The following is an 18,515-nucleotide window of genomic DNA, read 5'->3' on the forward strand; positions in this document are numbered from 1 at the left end:
CTGCTTACGTTCAAACAATCACAAAACAGAACCAGAAAATAAAACAAGAACCCGAATAAGTTTATATATCCATGCAAGATGTAAAAAAAGCAAAACGACAAATTAGTATCACTCAGCTCAATGCATTACTGCACTTACACATGTGACCTATCAAACTCGTAGTCTACAAGTTGTCTTAATAGAAGTCTTATCTTGGTATGGGCTTCCCACTTAGATGCTTTCAGCGGTTATCCCTTCCGAACTTAGCTACTCGGCAATGCAACTGGCGTCACAACCGATTCACCATAGGTTCGTCCATCCCGGTCCTCTCGTACTAAGGACAGATTACCTCAAACTTCTTACGCCCACGGAGGATAGAGACCGAACTGTCTCACGACGTTCTGAACCCAGCTCGCGTACCGCTTTAATTGACGAACAGTCAAACCCTTGGGACCTGCTCCAGCCCCAGGATGCGATGAGCCGACATCGAGGTGCCAAACCGCATCGTCGATGTGAACTCTTGGATGCGATCAGCCTGTTATCCCCGGAGTACCTTTTATCCGTTGAGCGATGGCCCTTCCACTCGGAACCACCGGATCACTAACGCCTGCTTTCGCACCTGCTCGGCTTGCTTGCCTTGCAGTCAAGCTCCCTTATGCGCTTACACTCTACGGCCGGTTTCAATTCGGCCTGAGGGAACCTTTGCGCGCCTCCGTTACTCTTTAGGAGGCGACCGCCCCAGTCAAACTGCCCACCAGACATTGTCCCCCGACCCGCTTAGGATCGTAGGTTAGGACTCCAAATAACGAAGGGTGGTATTTCAAGGATGCCTACCTGTACGCCAGAACGCACAGATCAACAGCTCCCACCTATCCTACGCATCGTTATTCGAAGGCCAATGCCAAGCTACAGTAAAGGTTCACGGGGTCTTTTCGTCCTTCCGCGGGTAGCGCGTATCTTCACGCGCACTCCAATTTCGCTGGGTCTCGAGTTGAGACAGTGGGGAAGTCGTTACGCCATTCGTGCAGGTCGGAACTTACCCGACTAGGAATTTCGCTACCTTAGGACCGTTATAGTTACGGCCGCCGTTTACTCGGGCTTCAATTCAGAGCTTCGGTTACCCTAACCCCTCCTTTTAACCTTCGAGCACCGGGCAGGCGTCAGTCCATATACTTCCACTTACGTGTTTGCATAGACCTATGTTTTTGATAAACAGTCGCTACCCCCTTTTCACTGCGGCCCCCGTTAGCTCCATCAGCAAGTGATGTCACCAGCAAGGGCGTGCCTTATTCCAAAGTTACGGCACAATTTTGCAGAGTTCCTTAACAAGAGTTTTCCCAAGCGCCTTAGAATTCTCATCTTATCTACCTGTGTCGGTTTACGGTACGGATTAATTATTATCTCCATGCGAAGCTTTTCTAGGAAGCAGAGGATCACAAAGTCCAGCTTACGCCTTCCCACTGGAGCCTCAGGGTTAACAAGGAAACGGATTTTCCTATCTCCTCCCCCTACACTCTTGGACAACCACGACCAAACGGGTTGATTTGCTACCTTTCTCCGTCACTCCATCATGTCAAGCGACAATAAATAAGTACAGGAATATTAACCTGTTATCCATCGATTACGCCTTTCGGCCTCACCTTAGGATCCGACTAACCCTGGGCGGAGTCACCTGGCCCAGGAACCCTTAGATTTTCGGCGAGGGTGATTCTCACACCCTTTATCGCTACTTATCTCAGCATCAGCTCTTGTGGTATCTCCAACACTCCTCACGGTATGCCTTCGTCGATAAACACAATGCTCTCCTACCACGTATTAATACGTCCAAAGTTTCGGTACGTCGCTTTAGCCCCGTTACATTTTCGGCGCAGAACCACTAGTCCAGTGAGCTATTACGCTTTCTTTAAAGGATGGCTGCTTCTAAGCCAACCTCCTGGATGTCAAAGTAGTTCCACAACCTTTCCCACTTAGCGACAATTTAGGGACCTTAACTGTTGGTCTGGGCTCTTTCCCTTTCCACTACGGACCTTAGCATCCGCAGTGTCACTGCCTGACTGTACTTAACGGTATTCTGAGTTTGATATGGTTTGGTAAGCTGGTGAGCCCCCTAGCCAATTCAGTGCTATACCCCCGTTAGTAATATCAGACGCTGCACCTAAATGCATTTCGGAGAGAACCAGCTATCACGGAATTTGATTGGCCTTTCACCCCTAACCACAAGTCATCCCAAGTATTTTCAACTACAACGAGTTCGGTCCTCCACGAGGTTTTACCCCCGCTTCAACCTGCTCATGGTTAGCTCATCCCGTTTCGGGTCTACAACATGCAACTAAACGCCCTATTCAGACTCGGTTTCCCTACGGCTACACCTGCAACGGCTTAACCTAGCTACACATCGTAACTCACTGAGTCATAATGCAAAAGGTACGTGGTCAAGCTTTACAATAGCTCTTCCACTGTTTGTAAGTATACGGTTTCAAGTTCTATTTCACTCCCCTTATCGGGGTTCTTTTCATCTTTCCCTCACGGTACTAGTTCACTATCGGTCAGTAAGTAGTATTTTGCCTTGGAAGGTGGTCCTCCCGGATTCAGACAGGGTTTCTCGTGTCCCGTCCTACTCAGGATACTCGCCAGTTCATATGAATTTCAGTTACGAGACTTTCACTCTCTTTGGTGTGACTTCCCAGACACTTCTCCTATTCACAATCCCATTATGCAAGTCCTACAACCCCGGTCAGCAAGCTGACTGGTTTGGGCACTTCCGCTTTCGCTCGCCGCTACTAGCGGAATCTCAATTGATTACTTTTCCTGTAGGTACTTAGATGTTTCAGTTCCCTACGTTCACTCTACATAGCTACTTGACTCACTATGCAGTACTTACTGTTTCCAGTAAACGGGTTACCCCATTCGGAAACCTCCGACTTAATGTGTGTTTGACCACTTGCCGAAGATATCGTCGTCATACAAACGTCCTTCATCGCCTCTTACTGCCAAGATATCCACCGTATACCCTTAGTAGCTTTAATTACTACACAGATATATAGATTTAAATCTAAAGAATTTAATTTACTTATTCGGGTTCTCGTCTACTTTCTGATCCTGTTATGTGATTGTTTAAGATCTTGTTCTAGGATTTCTCCTAAAAACAATATTAAAGATAAAGAAAGAAACCGACGTTATTGACCAGAATTGAGCTCAACTTCAACATTTAAATTCAACTTCAACTGATTTTGCTCTAACTCCATTAAAAGGAGGTGATCCAGCCGCAGGTTCCCCTACGGCTACCTTGTTACGACTTCACCCCAGTCATCGCTCCGACCGTAGGCGCTCCCCTCCAAAAGGTTAGGGCCACGACTTCAGGTAAGAACAACTCCCATGGTGTGACGGGCGGTGTGTACAAGGCCCGGGAACGTATTCACCGCGGCGTGCTGATCCGCGATTACTAGCGATTCCAACTTCATGGAGTCGAGTTGCAGACTCCAATCCGGACTGAGATTAACTTTTTGAGATTGGCTCCACCTCGCGGTTTGGCATCCCTTTGTATTAACCATTGTATTACGTGTGTAGCCCTAGGCATAAGGGCCATGAGGACTTGACGTCATCCCCACCTTCCTCCAGTTTGCACTGGCAGTCTCTTTAGAGTGCCCAACTAAATGCTGGCAACTAAAAATAGGGGTTGCGCTCGTTGCGAGACTTAACCCAACATCTCACGACACGAGCTGACGACAGCCATGCAGCGCCTGTCACTGAATTCCCCGAAGGGCACTCCCTCGTTTAAAAGGGATTCTCAGGATTTCAAGCCTAGGTAAGGTTCTGCGCGTTGCTTCGAATTAAACCACATAATCCACCGCTTGTGCGGGCCCCCGTCAATTCCTTTGAGTTTTAGTCTTGCGACCGTACTCCCCAGGCGGAGCACTTAATGCGTTAGCTTTGACACGGAGATGGTCAACATCCCCATATCTAGTGCTCATCGTTTACAGCGTGGACTACCAGGGTATCTAATCCTGTTTGCTCCCCACGCTTTCGCGCCTCAGCGTCAATACTCGTCCAGGAAGGCGCCTTCGCCTCTGGTGTTCCTTCGCATCTCTACGGATTTTACCCCTACATGCGAAATTCCCCTTCCCCCTCCGAGATTCTAGATTTACAGTTCCAGACGCAGTTTCGGGGTTGAGCCCCGAGATTTCACATCTGGCTTATAAATCCGCCTGCGCGCGCTTTACGCCCAATAAATCCGAACAACGCTTGCACCCTTCGTATTACCGCGGCTGCTGGCACGAAGTTAGCCGGTGCTTCCTTTACGTGTACCATCAAACAGAAGGCCTATTAGACCAACTGCCATTTTTCCACGTTGACAGAGCTTTACAATCCGAAAACCTTCCTCACTCACGCGGCGTTGCTGCGTCAGAGTTTCCTCCATTGCGCAATATTCCCCACTGCTGCCTCCCGTAGGAGTCTGGACCGTGTCTCAGTTCCAGTGTGACGGATCATTCTCTCAAATCCGCTAGACATCGTTGCCATGGTAGGCCATTACCCCACCATCAAGCTAATGTCCCGCAGGCCCATCATACAGTGAATGCCGAAGCATCCTATCATCAACTACTCTCAGATTTGTTGATCGTACGCGGTATTAGCCCAAATTTCTCTGGGTTATCCCCCTCTATATGGTAGGTCACCTACGTGTTACTCACCCGTGCGCCACTCTACTCACTCCGAAGAGCTTTCTCGTTCGACTTGCATGTGTTAGGCACGCCGCCAGCGTTCGTTCTGAGCCAGGATCAAACTCTCCAAGCTAAAAACATATTCTAAAATTTAATTAGGTAAATTTTTGACGGTCTAGATGTGTCCTGGTGGTTTCCAGGCGTCGGCATACTACTGTATCGCATTCACTTTAACATAAACAACTTTCACTCTAACAAGTAGTCATCTAGTTACGCCGATCTTTATTTAACGTCGGTTTCTTCTCATCTTTTTTGCCACAAGGGCAAATTTATTTATCATATTCGAATGTAAAAGAACTGCTCAAACGAATCCATAAGGATGAACTCATTTTGGTGGAGATGACAGGAGTCGAACCTGCGACCCCTTGCGTGCAAAGCAAGTGCTCTCCCAACTGAGCTACACCCCCAAGCAAGTTAAGTGCGTATCGTTTGAACGTGAGGTGAAATTTAATAGAACTGATTTTAACTGTCAACACTATTTTTTAAAAATATCATTTTTTTTTAAAAAAATTTTTTTGTAGTAATATATGTTTTGTTTAAAGTAGAATTTTGACGGAGTGCAAATGAAATATTTAATCCTTTTTTCAATCTTATTTTTCTATTCATGTTCTCGTGAAGAAAAGAGATCAGATCTCATAGATAAAGTTCAATTTGATGCCAAAGCATTAGAAATTGACAGTAATAATTTAAGTAAAGCAAAAGCTATTTTAAAAACAGTTCATGGTAATATTATTATCCAATTTTATCCTCGTTCGGCCCCAATAACTGTAACGAGAATTATCACTTTAATCAGAGATGGTTATTATAACGGTCTTACTTTTCATAGAGTTTTTAAAAACTTCATCGTTCAAACTGGCGATCCTACCGCTACAGGAAAAGGAGGAAGTGGACTCAAGCTAAAGGCCGAATTCAATAATATTCCACATATAGAAGGAACTGTTGCCATGGCCAGATTGCCTAGTGACGAAAATTCTGCAGATTCACAGTTTTATATCTCTTTAGCTACTTCTGAACACCTAGATCATAAATACACTGTTTTCGGACAAGTAACGAGTGGCATTGAGATTGTTAAAAAAATTCAGCAAGGAGATAAAATCATTTCTCTCACTCTTATTGAATAATTATCTGTTTTCACACGTGATATTTTCAGAAATTACATCTATTGCTCCAAATTGTTTTCGATATGCTCTGACTAATAGTTTTCCGTTGAAAGTTTTTGCATTTTTTTGAAAATTTTCTATCCGAAAATTTATATGTTCTAAATCTTTTCTTACTGAATATTGTGTAATATCTCCCAATAGATATAAACTACTTGCGCTTCCTGGCCGTAATTTTTTCAATTTTGTTATGAATTTAGAACCAGGACTTAGAACAAAAAAAGAGTTTTCTATATTACGTAAATTTTGAATTTCAAATACCCTATTAGAAATCGGTTTAAGTTCTATTTCCACGCTGTTATCAATATTATTGCAAAAATAAGTTTGAGAATTGGCCAATAAAGAATTTATGATCGAATAAAAGATAAATATGCCTTTCATAGCTTTCTCCAAAATAATTCAGAAATAAATTATCTCAAATTTTTTTGGCTTTTAGAAGTAATGTCAGAATTTGAAAGCAACAAATTCTAAGAGTGAGTTTTTTCGAAGATGTTTCTCTCTTTCTCAAAGAAAGAAACCTAGGTTAAGTTTTTATACAATTACAAATATTATATTTTCTATAGTGATGAGTTTAATTTAATTAGTTAAGGAGATTTTCTGTAAAGTCCCCATGAATGCTGATTAAATCATACTTTTTTTATAATTTGAGTTCACTAAAAGTGCTCCTAATCAAGAGAATTTTTCGCTCAGTAATTTTCGGTGTTACATTATTTGTCATAAGTGCTTCCGTAAAAAAACAGCTTTAGAAACCCATAAGCTCTTGTCTCTTACACCACAACACAGACAAATTATACTCGGTTCCTCCCAGATAAACCTCTAAAACCCGTATTCATTCTTCCATGCCTGACCAGTCTTCCCTCATTCCTAAAACTATTTAAATCTAATCACATAGTTTTCTTCGTACTTGAGCCGTTCATTACAACTTGAACGATTTCATTTCTTGTAAGTTTAAGACTGATACATCCTATGCTACTTCCCATTGGAATAATTTTTCAACTCTTTGGCAGTAAACTTCTAAACACATCTATCTTCACTCTTCAATTACGACAAATTGCCTAAGCAAGGAAGCTTTCTTTTTTCATATGCACTCCGTCTCTCCCTACTTTCTCATTTCTTAGATGAGTTTTTGACATACTCCCCATTGTGAAATCACGGGAATTCTTGGGATTCAAGTTACACGAACCTGATTGAACTCAAGAGATACCACGTCTAAACCCAAGGAAGATGCCCCCGTCTTTTAAACAGAGTTCATCTCTTGTTTTGGTATTTCCAAATTTTGAACAAAGCTTCGAACAAGGAAAAAATCAAACAATTTTATGAAAAGTTTATCTGTGTTCTGTCGATTAAAATTTCAAAATCTGAAAAAATATAGCAAAAGAATAGTCTGAAATTTTTCTTCCCCAAAGGTGTAACATGCCTTCGAGGCTTAGGTTTTGAAAAAAGATATGGGCGAAATTTTTTTACACAAGCTTTAGGGTCATTTGAAAATGAGCATCTCGTATTTTTGTTTGTTATTTTCAGGTATAAAATCTTCTTCAATCGCACAACTAATTGAATTGTACCAATCTCCAACTGAGTCTCTCAAAATTGTTATTGTTTTCCGTGTTCCAATAATTTTTCTAGAATTATTGTACCGATACCATGTATTTCCTATTTTAACTCGACAATTTCCTTCGTCTAGCTTCAATCCTGCCTGGTTTAAAGTAAATGACTTTTCTTTTCGAAAGGAGAATTTTTTTAAAGGCCAGACCTGGTATACTCATGTTTAAGGTCAGCGGATTTATGGCCAGTCATGGTAAATTTACAGTTACTTGCTTTATCTAAAGACTTACAAAAAGTTTCAGATTTTTTGAAGATAAAAAAATACGGTTTATCTTGAAATCGTTTCAAGCATTAATGCGATAGCATAAATGGCCGCAACACATGGAACGGCCGCTAAAAATGCCATATATTTTGTTTCTTCTTTAAGGTGCATATAAAAAAAAGCAACAAGAAAGGCCTTACTTATGGCCAGTAAAGTTAAAGATGATGCTCTGAAAATATAGGCAATAGGGAAATCAGGAATGAGAACTTCTATGACCGTCAGAACGGCCAGGGCCACAAAAATGATCATATATTCTTTTGTATGTTTTTTGTGTACGACCTCACCAGACATATCTCTCTCCCTTATATTTGTCTGTTAAAACTATTGTTTACCAATAATCCTACATCAAGCATGAGCTGATTTATACTATTTTTATCTAAAGAGTAAAGACCTCTTACTCTTCCTTTTTGATCTACCAAAACGAGCTTTTCACTATGAGCGATATCATACAATTGAAAATCATTTTTGCCCTTTGATTCTCCCAATACAACTTTAAACCCACCCTCAATTGTTTTTCGTAAAGTTTCTTCATTTCCCGTAAGAAATTTCCATACCCATGGGTTACTATTTAGTTTTCTAGAATGTTTAAAAAGCTTTTCAGGTGTATCCGTAAGGGGGTCTACTGTGAAAGATACAATTGCAGTGGATTGCCCTACACCTTTCAATCGTTTTTGAATTTTTTGCAATTCTTTCATGAGATGAGGACAAGTCGATGTGCAAGAAGTAAAAAAGAAATTTGCGATATAAACTTTGCCTAAAAGGTCTTTGCTTCCAAAAGGTTTGCCAAATTCATCACTTAGATTAAAATCCGTAACCCCGTAGTATACAGGCAATGGATCAGGAAGTTTTCTATTGATCGATTTGATTAAAGGGTAACCAAAAAAGAAAGTACAAATTAAAACCCAAAATGTTTTAGATACAACAACTTTTTCAAGTAAAGAATCATCTCTTAAATGTCCTTGTGTAATCTCTATGCTCATAAATTATTTTAAACTATCAATTAGTTTTTTTCTTTGTGGAGTATTTTTTATATCAATTAGAGATTTTACGTAATGTGCAACGGCCCATATGTCATCTGTAGAAAGAGTATCTATCCAAGCAGGCATAGATGTTCCACCAACACCAGAAGCAATTCTTACATATAGGTCTTCTACTGTTTTTGCTGACCTTACAAAATGCCAAGTAAAATCTACCGGAATGGCCTGGTAACCATGCTCAGAGTCTTGAAGTTTAATTTTGTAAAATTCTTTATCCATCTCAAAATTTGAACCATCGGTCTTCATGCTCCAAGTATCCATTTCTTGTTTTGTAGCATAGCCTCTATGACATGCCTGACATTGGGCCTGCATATGGTAGACAAATTTACCTCTTTCGATAGCACTTTTCTTATGGGCCATACCATATGGATCTTTGGTAACCTCTATTTCTTTGCCTAATTTTTTATCTTTTCCTTCCCAAGCTTTAGGAGCGAAAGTCTTAATATATTGAACAACTTGAAACAGTTGTTTTTCCTTAAGATCCCATGGCAACATTCCAGTTCCATTCAATCCATTTAATATAATATTTTTTAAATGCGAATCATGAGGAAGTTCACCTGAAGGGACTTTCCCAAATTTGAATAATCCGAGTGTAAAATTTCGAGGAGGAGGTACTAGTCCTTTAGAAGCAACACCTTGACCGTCACCTTTCACTCCATGACAGGCCATACAATATTCTTGATAAATTCTTCTCCCCTTATTTAAATCATCTGCAGAAGCGACAACTCCCCCTGCAAATATTTTGCTTTCATAAAACTGCGCTCTTTCATCTTGGCAAGAGACAAGAGAAAGCAATGTAGATAATAAAAGTAAAGTAGAGACAATTCCTTTCATAAAAATCCTTAAACTATATAACAAATATCAACGCATAAATTATTAACCAAACGACAGCGAGAAAATGCCAAAATTTTCCAATATTGATAACCAGCCCTTCTTGCTGTAAGAAGTTCACTTTGTTAACTCTAAAAACAAGACTGAGAAGTCCAATTAGACCTAGAAGTATGTGGGCCGCATGTGTCCAAGTATATCCATAAATAATGGATGCAAAGATTCCTGATCCGGCATATATACCATTGACTTTCAAAGTACTCCATAGTTGAAATTGTGAAAATACAAATAATAGACCCATCAGGAGAGCTGTATACAAGTAGGGTAATATCTTCTTTTCTTGAAATAAATAAAAGGAGATAGAGCTTATTAAAATTATTGATGTACTAATGTGTGCCTGAAAACTTGGAAGTTGATCCATTCCAAGTGGAGGCCATACGTTGGCCGTGAGACGGTAGACAGCATAACCCATAAATAGAGTTAAAAAGAGCATTGAAAATGAAATTAATAATACTGCCATTCCGATTGAAGAGGCCACTCTTTCAGAAGTTTGTACCTTTGTGATTAAAGTGTTTTGTGCAGTATTCATTCGTTACTCATTTTTACGCTTGAACAAGTTCTTCTGTTTGATATTGGAAATCCTTGTCTTTTACATTTGGATTTGAAAACTCATGAGGCCCGCATTTCACAACTGGAATTTTATCAAAATTGTAGTGAGGAGCAGGAGAAGGAATTGTCCATTCTAGCGTTCCTACATTCCAGGGATTCTGTTGAGCTTTTTCACCTTTTAAGAGAGTATGAATAAAATTCCAAACGAAAAATAATTGCGCAAGCCCCATTAAGATCGCACTTACAGAAATAAAAGTGTTAATAGGAATAAGCTTGTGTAAAAACTCATAAACAAATGGATTATAAATTCTTCTGTGCATTCCGGCGTATCCGACAATCATCATACCCATGAATACTCCATTTAAGCCAAGCATTGTTAACCAAAAATGTATTTTAGCAAGGGTTTCATTCAACATCTTTCCAAACATTTTTGGAAACCAGAAATAGACAGCAGCGAATCCACCCAAGAGAACAGATGCCGCCATTGTGTAGTGAAAGTGTCCAACAACGAAATAGGTGTCATGTAAATAAAGATCAGTTGTAACAGTGGCCAGATAAAGACCAGTTAATCCTCCTAGACCAAAAACAAAAACTACTCCAAGAGCAAAGAGCATTGGTGAATCAAAACGTATGGATCCCTTCCATAGAGTTCCAAGCCAGTTTGCAAAGAAAACTGCTGAAGGTATTGAAATTGTCATTGTTAGCATCATAAAAGTTTGAGTAAGGAGGGGACTCATCTGTGTTGTGTACATATGATGTCCATATACGATTGTTGATAAAATCGTAATAGTTGTCATCGATAATGCTGTTGCTTTCATCCCAAAAGCTGGTTTACGAGAGAAAAAAGAGAGTAAGTCTGAAACTATACCCCAGGCCGGTAAAATAAGAATATATACTTCTGGATGGCCAAAGATCCAAAAAACGTGTTGAAACAAAATTGGATCCCCCGTTCCTGATGTAGCTGCTGCACCGGCCAGGAAGAAGGTTGTGCCAAAAACTCTATCAAAGATGAGAAGTAATAATCCTGCTCCTAGGACTGGTAAAAATATTGCATTCAATACAGCTGTAAGCCCTAGGCCCCAAACTGTTAGAGGCATATCAAAATATCCCATACCTGGAGCTCTTAAGACAATTATAGTTGTTATGTAGTTAATCGCACCCATTGTAGAGCTAATTCCTAGCATAAAAAGTGATAAGCACCATAAGGTTTGACCTAGACCGGGCTGACCGATCATTGTTGAAAGAGTGGGGTAAGAAGTCCATCCCCCAGAAGCAGCTCCTAAGGGTAAACAAAGAGAAATAAGTAATACAATACCTGAGGCAAATGCAAGCCAAAAAGAAAGCATATTTAGAACGGGAAACGCCATATCTCTTGCACCTATTTGCAAAGGAATACAAAAATTTCCAAATGCTCCAATGAGAATTGGTGTAATGGCAAAGAAAATCATGATTGTACCATGTAAAGTGAAAAGCATAGCATAAGTATCAGGAGGAACAATTCCGTTTGAATCAGGAAACAAAAATGGCCCTAAGAGGGGAAAAGCTTGTCCGGGGAAGGCCAGAGTCCAACGTATAAGAAGGGCCATCATTCCACCGATCCCTAAAAAGAAAATTCCGTACCATAAAAATTGCTTACCAATTACTTTATGATCAAAGGAAAATATATATTTAGAAAGAAAAGTTGTTGGTTTTGCATGAATATGCTGTTCGTAAAATGCCATTTTTTCTTACTCCGAATATTTAAAAAAATCTTTAATTACTTAACCCACTTCCATCCCCAAAAAAATGCGAGATTTTTTGGATCATTCTCCATTGCAGCGACTTCTTGAGCTTGTTGATACCATTTTTCATAATCATCTTGTGAATAGACGGTCATTTTCGCCTGCATCTTATAATGGTTTGTTCCGCACATTTCGGCGCAAACAACTGGATATTCGCCTTCTAAAACTTCATCTTTTTTCAATTCAAACCACATTCTGGTAACTCTACCAGGAATAGCATCAACTTTTCTTCTTGTATTTGGTAGAGAGAAAGAATGAATGACATCTTTTGAAATAACCTGAACAACAACTTTCTTGCCTTGTGGAACTCTAAAATCATTTGTAAGAACGACGTCATCAGCGGTATTAAACACTTGATCTTTTCCAGGATATCTTACATTCCACATCCATTGTTGTCCCATTATCTGAATTCTTACAGCGTCATCTTCCTTGGGCCATTTTGTATAAATTCCTGTATAATCCTGATTAGATTCTTTAGTTATTCTCATATCAATAAACAAGAAAACTGAAAGTGCAATGGCCGCAACAAGAGCAATTTGTTTTTTACTATCTCCCTTGTTATAAGAAGCACTTTTGTTTCTCTTCTTAGCATAAAAAAAAGAAAAACCAAAAAGACCTAAACAAACGAGGGTGAAAAAAAAGAGATTTGCATAAGTTGTATATGCAAATAGTTCATCTATACGATGCCCATTGATAGATAAATCAATTGGAGGTTTCATTCTCTCCCAAAGCCCCATATCCAATGTACGTCCATCATTCGATCCAACAAACAAATTTAAAAGATCACTCGTAAATTCCATAAAATTCCTTCAAGTTAATGAAGCTGTTAATAACCAACGAACACAAAAACTGGATTTTGTTCAATGTTCGAACTCAACATTTTAAAAACAGATAGTAGGGCTTATACTATAAAAATGTTAATGCTTCTACTAGTCTTTTTAAATTGGGCAGAATTCACAGTAGAGTTTCAGAGTTCAATGAATTTTGCAACAAAGATATGAATTTTTTAAAATTATTTATTTTAGAAAAAGTAGCGCACCAAGTAACAGAGGGAGATAGAAAATTGATGCCCAAAAATATTTTTTCCCCCATTCTTTCAACTCTTCTTGTCCATTTCTATACTTGTAAAAACCTTGCAACGAGATGGCGAGCATGACGAGTCCAATTATTATTGCAAAAATCTCATAAGGCCTTCCGGCCCCTGCATACTTAGCAGGTAGTAAGCTAGCACCTATGAGTAAAATGGTATAGGTGAACACATTTTGAATTGTCTGGCGAATTCCTTTTACATTTGGATAGACTCGTATCCCAGCATTTGCATAGTCCTTTGAATAAATTACTGAGATGGCCATGAAATGTGGTATTTGCCATGCAAATAGAATGGCAAATAACGACCAGGCCATTGGGGCAAAGGTGCCCGTAACCGTCGTCCAGCCCATGAGAGGAGGAATGGCACCGGGGAGAGCTCCTGCGAATACAGCAAGATGAGATTTTCTTTTAAGAGGGGTGTAAACGAATAGGTAACTCAATGCGGCGATTAAACCCAAAATTGAAGTCAGGGGATTAACTACCGGCCATAGTAAGGGAATAGAAATTCCCAATAAGCTAGTTCCTAAGATCATCACAAACTTAGAAGAAACTCTGCCGGCCGGAAGAGGTCTATCGAGAGTTCTTTCCATTGTCTTATCAATATCTTTTTCGATGAGGCAGTTTAGAGAAGTTGCACCTGAGACTACCATTGCGATCAAAACTAATGAGGCCAATGCTCTAAAAAAATTAATGTGTTCAGGAACTAAAATCAAACCAACAAGGGCAGTAAGCATGACGAGTGAAGAGAGTTTTGGTTTGGTGAGATCTATTACATCTTCAAAAAAAGTATGAAGACCACGCGGATGGAGTTCTTCTTGTGCACTTCTATAAGTTAGAAAAATTTTCCATGCTACACCTAGAGAAAGGGCGGCTCCGGCAAGATGAGCAGTTGTAGGAAAAGGTAACATATTAAAGGCTATTGTTAGAATTCCTAATTTAATCTGAAGGAGAATAATGAGAATCAAACCAACAAGATATATTTTCTGTTTTTTCACAAAAGATTTAAATTCATTAGATAGAATATTCATGAGTTTAATATTTTTTATCACGAAATAAACAATTAGAAGAAAGACCAAAATAGCATAAACTCTGTGGAGCATGTGCAATTGTGCTTGAGCAGTGCTGGGCCATAAAGTTGTTTCCCACTTTAAAGTGTCAAGACACAATATTGAATTCTTGCTTCCAAGTCCACACGAAGCACCTGCGGCAGAGTGACGCATAAATGCCCCAAGTATCATTTGAGAATAAATGAGCATGCAAATAATGAATGCACTGTTTTTCAATTCTCCAGGCCATTGTGATGATATTTTTTCACTTTCACTATGAATGCTGTTTTCAAAAATTAATGAATCACCCAATTCATAAGTTTCTTTAACAATGCACTGATGGTTTATAAAAATTAAAGTGCAGAAAAAAATCATCGATAGCCCAAGATGACTCGTTGAAACGATGGTTGGTAGCTGATAGATAACAGTTATCCCTCCTAAAAGACCTTGGATTATTACGAAGAAAAGGGCCAAACAAGAATACTGAAAAATAATTCTATTATACTTATTCAATTTGTTTTTCTTATAATCTTTATTAGCAAAAAAAAGAAGAAGTAGGGTTAAAAAACCAACGAGTGAGGCCAGAAGTCTGTGACCGTGTTCTATGAAAATACCGCCTTCCATTTTCGGAAATAATTGTCCATAGCAAAGAGGCCAATCGGGACAGGCCAAAGAAGATTGAGTATTATGAACAAATCCTCCCCACAGAAGTAAAGAGAAAGTCACAAATATAGCAATGAGAGATAGTCTTTTAGTCATTATTTATTTAGTGCTTTTATAAAATAAAAGTCCTTATAAAATCTTGTGTTAATTTCGTAAAGCTTATTTAAGAAAAGATTTGTTTGATTTCATCCTCTAATAAAATTTCTTGTTCCATAAGTTTGCCTGACATCGCGAGTAATTTCAATTTATTGTCGTTAATTATTTTTGATACTTGCTCTTCTTTGGATTTCATCATGTTTTGAATTTCTTCATCTATTTTTGCAGCTGTAGATTCACTAAAATCTTTTGGTCTAGACATTTCACGTCCCAAAAAACTATGTTCTTCGCCTTGAGAGAAGGCTACATAACCCAATTTTTTACTCATTCCCCAATTTACTATCATTTTACGAATTAATTTTGTTGCTCTTTTGAGATCATCTTCCGCCCCTGTAGTGATTTCATTGAAAATGACTTCTTCAGCAATTCTACCTCCTAACAAAATTGCGATTTGATTTTCTAAATGAGTTTTTGAAAGATTTACTCTCTCTTCAATTTGAAATTGTTCAGTGAAGCCAAGTGCTCTTCCTCTTGGAATGATGGTAATTTTTCTTACAGGGTCTGCGCCTTTAAGACACATTGCAACTAAAGCATGCCCGGCCTCGTGAACAGCAATAATTTCTTTATCTTTTTCTGTTAGAAAATTTTCTCTTGGATTTCCCATTACGACCTTATCTCTGGCCTCGTCAAAAATATTCATTGTGGTTTGGGGGGCATTTTTTCTAGCAGTTAACAATGCTGCTTCGTTAACTAGGTTTTTAAGATCAGCACCTGAAAAACCTGGAGTAGCTTGTGCCAGTTTTTCTGAATCAATTCCTTTACCCAATTTTAATTTTTTAAGATGAACATTTAGAATTTCAATTCTCGCATTTTTGTGGGGGAGATCAAGCGTTACTTGTCTGTCAAATCTACCAGGTCTAACAAGAGCTGAGTCTAGAACATCAGGTCTATTTGTAGCTGCCATTACAACTACTTTTTCTCTTGACGAGAACCCATCCATTTCAGAAAGTATTTGATTAAGAGTCTGTTCTCTTTCATCATGTCCTCCACCTAGGCCTGTGCCTCTTGCTCTACCAACTGAGTCTATTTCATCTATAAAAATGATGGATGGGGCCTGTTTCTTGGCCTCAGAAAATAATTCTCTTACTCTTGATGCTCCCATACCTACATAGAGTTCAATAAATTCGGAACCACTTATGCTAAAAAAAGGAACATTCGCCTCTCCTGCAGATGCTCTGGCCAATAAAGTTTTTCCTGTACCAGGAGGGCCTTGTAGTAATACTCCTTTTGGTAACTCTGCTCCAACTTTCTCAAATTTTGAAGGATCTTTTAAGTAATCTATTATTTCTTGAAGGTCTTTTTTTGCATTTTCTACGCCGGCGACATCTGAAAAGTTCGTATCAGGTTTAGTTACCTGAAACTTCTTACCACTTTCTCCAAATGGATTTTTCGGGTTAAATTTCCCCATCATTCCATTCATTTTCCGGCCACTCCAAACTAGAAATCCTATAATGATAATGACTGGCAATAAATTTGATAAAATGAGAAGAATGCTTCCTGGTTCATCCTTTAAAGCATTGATTTCAACTTCATGTTTTTCCAGAAGTGGAATTAACTGTTGGTCTTCAATTGAAGGCATTATAGTAGAAAAAGATTTATATGACTTGTTGGCATTTTGAATTTCTTGCTTGAAAGAACCTTCTATTATTAGGCCTTTAAAAGTAAGAGAATTAATATTTCCGTTATTCGCCTCATGTTTAAATTGGCTATAAGGTATAGATTGTGACTGTGAATTTTTAATAAATTCAGACATATATATAAAAAAGATCATTAATAGGAAAAAAAAGAACATACCATTAGGTCTAGACTTATTTGGCAAATATTTTTTCATAATAAAATTCCTAAGATGCTTTATTTTTTTTAAAAAGTTGATTTACATCATGCTCTGTCACGCAATATATTGCTATTTGATGTTTATAGACTTTATTGGATGAATTAGTCAAAGGTAGGTAAGATATGAAATTTGTGATTAGTTTTAGACATATGGAGCATACTCCGGCACTTGATGAACTTATAAAATCAAAATCCCAAAAACTTGAAAAATTCATAAAAGATGAGAATGCTGAACTTCACTGGACATGTTGGGTGGAAAATAAAACTCAGATTGCAGAATTGACTTTAAGAAACCATAAGCAAGATTTTGCGGCCAAGGCCCAAACAGAAGATCTTTACAAATCTGTGGATGAAGTCATTAAGAAGATGGATAAACAATTATCGGGGCAACACGATAAATTTCAGCACTAGAATCATAGAGAGGTTAATGACCTCTCTATCTTCTTTATACAGAACAGTGTCAATGCTTTGAGTAAGCTTTTATTATGTAAGCTTTAAAAATTTTGGTAATTGATAAAGCATCAAGTATATTAAGATCCCTGTAAATGACACATAAATCCAAACAGGTAAAGTCAACCTGGCGATTTTCTTGTGTTTATCCCACTGACCTTTAAACGCGTGATAAAAAGTTTTTACTATCATTGGTACCATTGCTGTAGCTAGTATAGTATGTGTAAAGAGAATTACGAGATAGATCGTTTTTATTAGGCCTAGCTCTGGAAATCTCTTTGATCCGAAATTGTAATGATAAAAGAGATAAAAAACCAAAAAGCAGGCCGAAGTAATTAATGCCAAGACCATGCAATTTCTATGAAATATTTTTTTATCATTTTTTATCGAGATGTACCCGGCCATGAGTAATATAAATGAACATGTATTTAGCAACGCATTTATAAATGGAAAATTATTTAGTGCCATTAATCTTACGATTTTTAATTATTAATCTATATAATAAATAGAATGGAATATAGATTATTGCAATGAAGGCCATGAGAATATAGACGACATATTGGTCTTTTTCATTAGTCAAAGAGCCCGCGCAGTAAGGACATGAAAGCGCGAGCTCAGACAAAAACAAAAAAACAAAAGTAATGAGGGTTTTCATAGTCTACAGTAAATAAACAAAGGTGAATACAAGAATCCACACTAAGTCGACAAAGTGCCAAAAAAGTCCAGCGATTTCAAGTTGGTTATGATTTCCATGATCAAAGTCACCAGCAAGTGCTTTTTTCAGCATAAAACACAAGTACATAACACCTGTAAAAACATGTAGTCCATGAAATCCGGTAATTGAGTAAAAAGTTGCTCCAAATAGATGCTGTCCTCCAACAAAGTGATTAAAAGTTACACCACTGTGATGGAGGTGAATATATTCATAGGCCTGAATGGCCAGAAAAGAAGCTCCACCAGCGATAGTAGCAATAAGCCAAGTAATCATTCCCTTTTTATCTCGATGTTTGCATGCATCAATTGAAAGTACCATCGATACAGAAGAGCATATAAGCAAGAATGTCATAAAACCTGAAAGCCCAACTCCTCCTAGTGCTTCAATAGGATTGGGCCACGGTTTTGATATTCTTAGAACGGCGTAAGCGATTAACAATCCAGAGAACGACAGTCCATCTGTGCCAAGAAAAATCCACATCCCAATTTTTCCTGGGGACGCTTTTCCAAAAGTTTTATCTTCTGGATACTCTATTAATCCTCTATTTACTGCTCCGCCCATTTGTGCTCCTCGATTCTAAGTCGTCCAAC

14 protein-coding genes, 1 tRNA gene and 2 rRNA genes are annotated in these 18,515 nt (G+C 38.5%); 2 read left to right on the plus strand and 15 right to left on the minus strand.

Annotated features, from left to right (window positions below; translation table 11 throughout):
* Window positions 1-82: 82 nt before the first annotated feature.
* From H6622_02025 to H6622_02035, 3 genes are all read right to left on the minus strand, one after another.
* Window positions 83-3,005 (minus strand): 23S ribosomal RNA (locus H6622_02025).
* A 221-nt stretch (window positions 3,006-3,226) separates the two neighbouring features.
* A 16S ribosomal RNA gene (locus tag H6622_02030) occupies window positions 3,227-4,766 on the minus strand.
* The 16S and 23S rRNA genes sit together here with 1 tRNA gene alongside, the layout of an rRNA operon.
* Window positions 4,767-5,028: 262 nt before the next feature.
* Window positions 5,029-5,104: transfer RNA gene (locus tag H6622_02035), tRNA-Ala, on the minus strand.
* A 156-nt stretch (window positions 5,105-5,260) separates the two neighbouring features.
* On the opposite strand from H6622_02035, the gene H6622_02040 reads away from it, so the two are divergent.
* Entirely contained in the window at window positions 5,261-5,818 is a 558-nt protein-coding gene (locus H6622_02040) for a peptidylprolyl isomerase (GenBank protein MCB9060283.1), read from the plus strand.
* Here H6622_02040 and H6622_02045 read toward each other — a convergent pair whose 3' ends face one another.
* From H6622_02045 to H6622_02090, 10 genes are all read right to left on the minus strand, one after another.
* The gene (locus H6622_02045) at window positions 5,819-6,235 is read right to left on the minus strand and encodes a hypothetical protein (protein ID MCB9060284.1); all 417 of its coding nucleotides are present in this window, start codon (window positions 6,233-6,235) and stop codon (window positions 5,819-5,821) included. It lies immediately after the preceding gene.
* A gap of 1,096 nt (window positions 6,236-7,331) precedes the next feature.
* Entirely contained in the window at window positions 7,332-7,541 is a 210-nt protein-coding gene (locus H6622_02050; GenBank protein MCB9060285.1) for a hypothetical protein, read from the minus strand.
* 183 nt (window positions 7,542-7,724) lie between these two features.
* Window positions 7,725-8,009 carry a cytochrome C oxidase subunit IV family protein gene (locus H6622_02055; protein ID MCB9060286.1) on the minus strand — a complete coding sequence of 95 codons (285 nt, stop codon included), beginning with the start codon at window positions 8,007-8,009 and terminating at the stop codon, window positions 7,725-7,727.
* A gap of 11 nt (window positions 8,010-8,020) precedes the next feature.
* The gene (locus H6622_02060) at window positions 8,021-8,698 is read right to left on the minus strand and encodes an SCO family protein (protein ID MCB9060287.1); all 678 of its coding nucleotides are present in this window, start codon (window positions 8,696-8,698) and stop codon (window positions 8,021-8,023) included.
* Between the two features lie 3 nt (window positions 8,699-8,701).
* Window positions 8,702-9,589 carry a c-type cytochrome gene (locus H6622_02065; protein ID MCB9060288.1) on the minus strand — a complete coding sequence of 296 codons (888 nt, stop codon included), beginning with the start codon at window positions 9,587-9,589 and terminating at the stop codon, window positions 8,702-8,704.
* 13 nt (window positions 9,590-9,602) lie between these two features.
* The gene (locus H6622_02070) at window positions 9,603-10,172 is read right to left on the minus strand and encodes a cytochrome c oxidase subunit 3 (GenBank protein ID MCB9060289.1); all 570 of its coding nucleotides are present in this window, start codon (window positions 10,170-10,172) and stop codon (window positions 9,603-9,605) included.
* Between the two features lie 13 nt (window positions 10,173-10,185).
* Window positions 10,186-11,913 (minus strand): cbb3-type cytochrome c oxidase subunit I, encoded by a 1,728-nt coding sequence (locus H6622_02075; GenBank protein MCB9060290.1) that lies wholly within the window; start codon window positions 11,911-11,913, stop codon window positions 10,186-10,188.
* A gap of 35 nt (window positions 11,914-11,948) precedes the next feature.
* A complete protein-coding gene (locus H6622_02080; protein MCB9060291.1) occupies window positions 11,949-12,773 on the minus strand; it encodes a hypothetical protein in 825 nt (274 codons plus the stop codon).
* 216 nt (window positions 12,774-12,989) lie between these two features.
* The gene (gene cyoE / locus H6622_02085; GenBank protein ID MCB9060292.1) at window positions 12,990-14,867 is read right to left on the minus strand and encodes a protoheme IX farnesyltransferase; all 1,878 of its coding nucleotides are present in this window, start codon (window positions 14,865-14,867) and stop codon (window positions 12,990-12,992) included.
* Between the two features lie 67 nt (window positions 14,868-14,934).
* The gene (locus H6622_02090) at window positions 14,935-16,758 is read right to left on the minus strand and encodes an ATP-dependent metallopeptidase FtsH/Yme1/Tma family protein (GenBank protein ID MCB9060293.1); all 1,824 of its coding nucleotides are present in this window, start codon (window positions 16,756-16,758) and stop codon (window positions 14,935-14,937) included.
* A gap of 125 nt (window positions 16,759-16,883) precedes the next feature.
* On the opposite strand from H6622_02090, the gene raiA reads away from it, so the two are divergent.
* Window positions 16,884-17,171, plus strand: coding sequence for a ribosome-associated translation inhibitor RaiA (gene raiA, locus H6622_02095; GenBank protein MCB9060294.1), 288 nt, complete (start codon window positions 16,884-16,886; stop codon window positions 17,169-17,171).
* Window positions 17,172-17,243: 72 nt separating this feature from the next.
* Here the strand turns inward: raiA and H6622_02100 are convergent, their stop codons facing one another.
* A complete protein-coding gene (locus tag H6622_02100) occupies window positions 17,244-17,678 on the minus strand; it encodes a DUF420 domain-containing protein (protein MCB9060295.1) in 435 nt (144 codons plus the stop codon).
* A gap of 190 nt (window positions 17,679-17,868) precedes the next feature.
* The gene (locus H6622_02105) at window positions 17,869-18,486 is read right to left on the minus strand and encodes a cytochrome c oxidase subunit 3 (GenBank protein MCB9060296.1); all 618 of its coding nucleotides are present in this window, start codon (window positions 18,484-18,486) and stop codon (window positions 17,869-17,871) included.
* Window positions 18,487-18,515: the final 29 nt, after the last annotated feature.

The sequence above is a fragment of the Halobacteriovoraceae bacterium genome (assembly GCA_020635115.1).
Lineage (GTDB): Bacteria > Bdellovibrionota > Bacteriovoracia > Bacteriovoracales > Bacteriovoracaceae > JACKAK01.

Bases quoted from the DNA above. Each gene is read 5' to 3' on its own strand.
- cyoE (MCB9060292.1), bottom strand. From the start codon at position 14,867: ATGACTAAAAGACTATCTCTCATTGCTATATTTGTGACTTTCTCTTTA.
- H6622_02090 (MCB9060293.1), bottom strand. From the start codon at position 16,758: ATGAAAAAATATTTGCCAAATAAGTCTAGACCTAATGGTATGTTCTTT.
- H6622_02055 (MCB9060286.1), bottom strand. From the start codon at position 8,009: ATGTCTGGTGAGGTCGTACACAAAAAACATACAAAAGAATATATGATC.
- H6622_02065 (MCB9060288.1), bottom strand. From the start codon at position 9,589: ATGAAAGGAATTGTCTCTACTTTACTTTTATTATCTACATTGCTTTCT.
- H6622_02070 (MCB9060289.1), bottom strand. From the start codon at position 10,172: ATGAATACTGCACAAAACACTTTAATCACAAAGGTACAAACTTCTGAA.
- H6622_02060 (MCB9060287.1), bottom strand. From the start codon at position 8,698: ATGAGCATAGAGATTACACAAGGACATTTAAGAGATGATTCTTTACTT.
- H6622_02080 (MCB9060291.1), bottom strand. From the start codon at position 12,773: ATGGAATTTACGAGTGATCTTTTAAATTTGTTTGTTGGATCGAATGAT.
- raiA (MCB9060294.1), top strand. From the start codon at position 16,884: ATGAAATTTGTGATTAGTTTTAGACATATGGAGCATACTCCGGCACTT.
- H6622_02100 (MCB9060295.1), bottom strand. From the start codon at position 17,678: ATGGCACTAAATAATTTTCCATTTATAAATGCGTTGCTAAATACATGT.
- H6622_02045 (MCB9060284.1), bottom strand. From the start codon at position 6,235: ATGAAAGGCATATTTATCTTTTATTCGATCATAAATTCTTTATTGGCC.
- H6622_02105 (MCB9060296.1), bottom strand. From the start codon at position 18,486: ATGGGCGGAGCAGTAAATAGAGGATTAATAGAGTATCCAGAAGATAAA.
- H6622_02075 (MCB9060290.1), bottom strand. From the start codon at position 11,913: ATGGCATTTTACGAACAGCATATTCATGCAAAACCAACAACTTTTCTT.
- H6622_02040 (MCB9060283.1), top strand. From the start codon at position 5,261: ATGAAATATTTAATCCTTTTTTCAATCTTATTTTTCTATTCATGTTCT.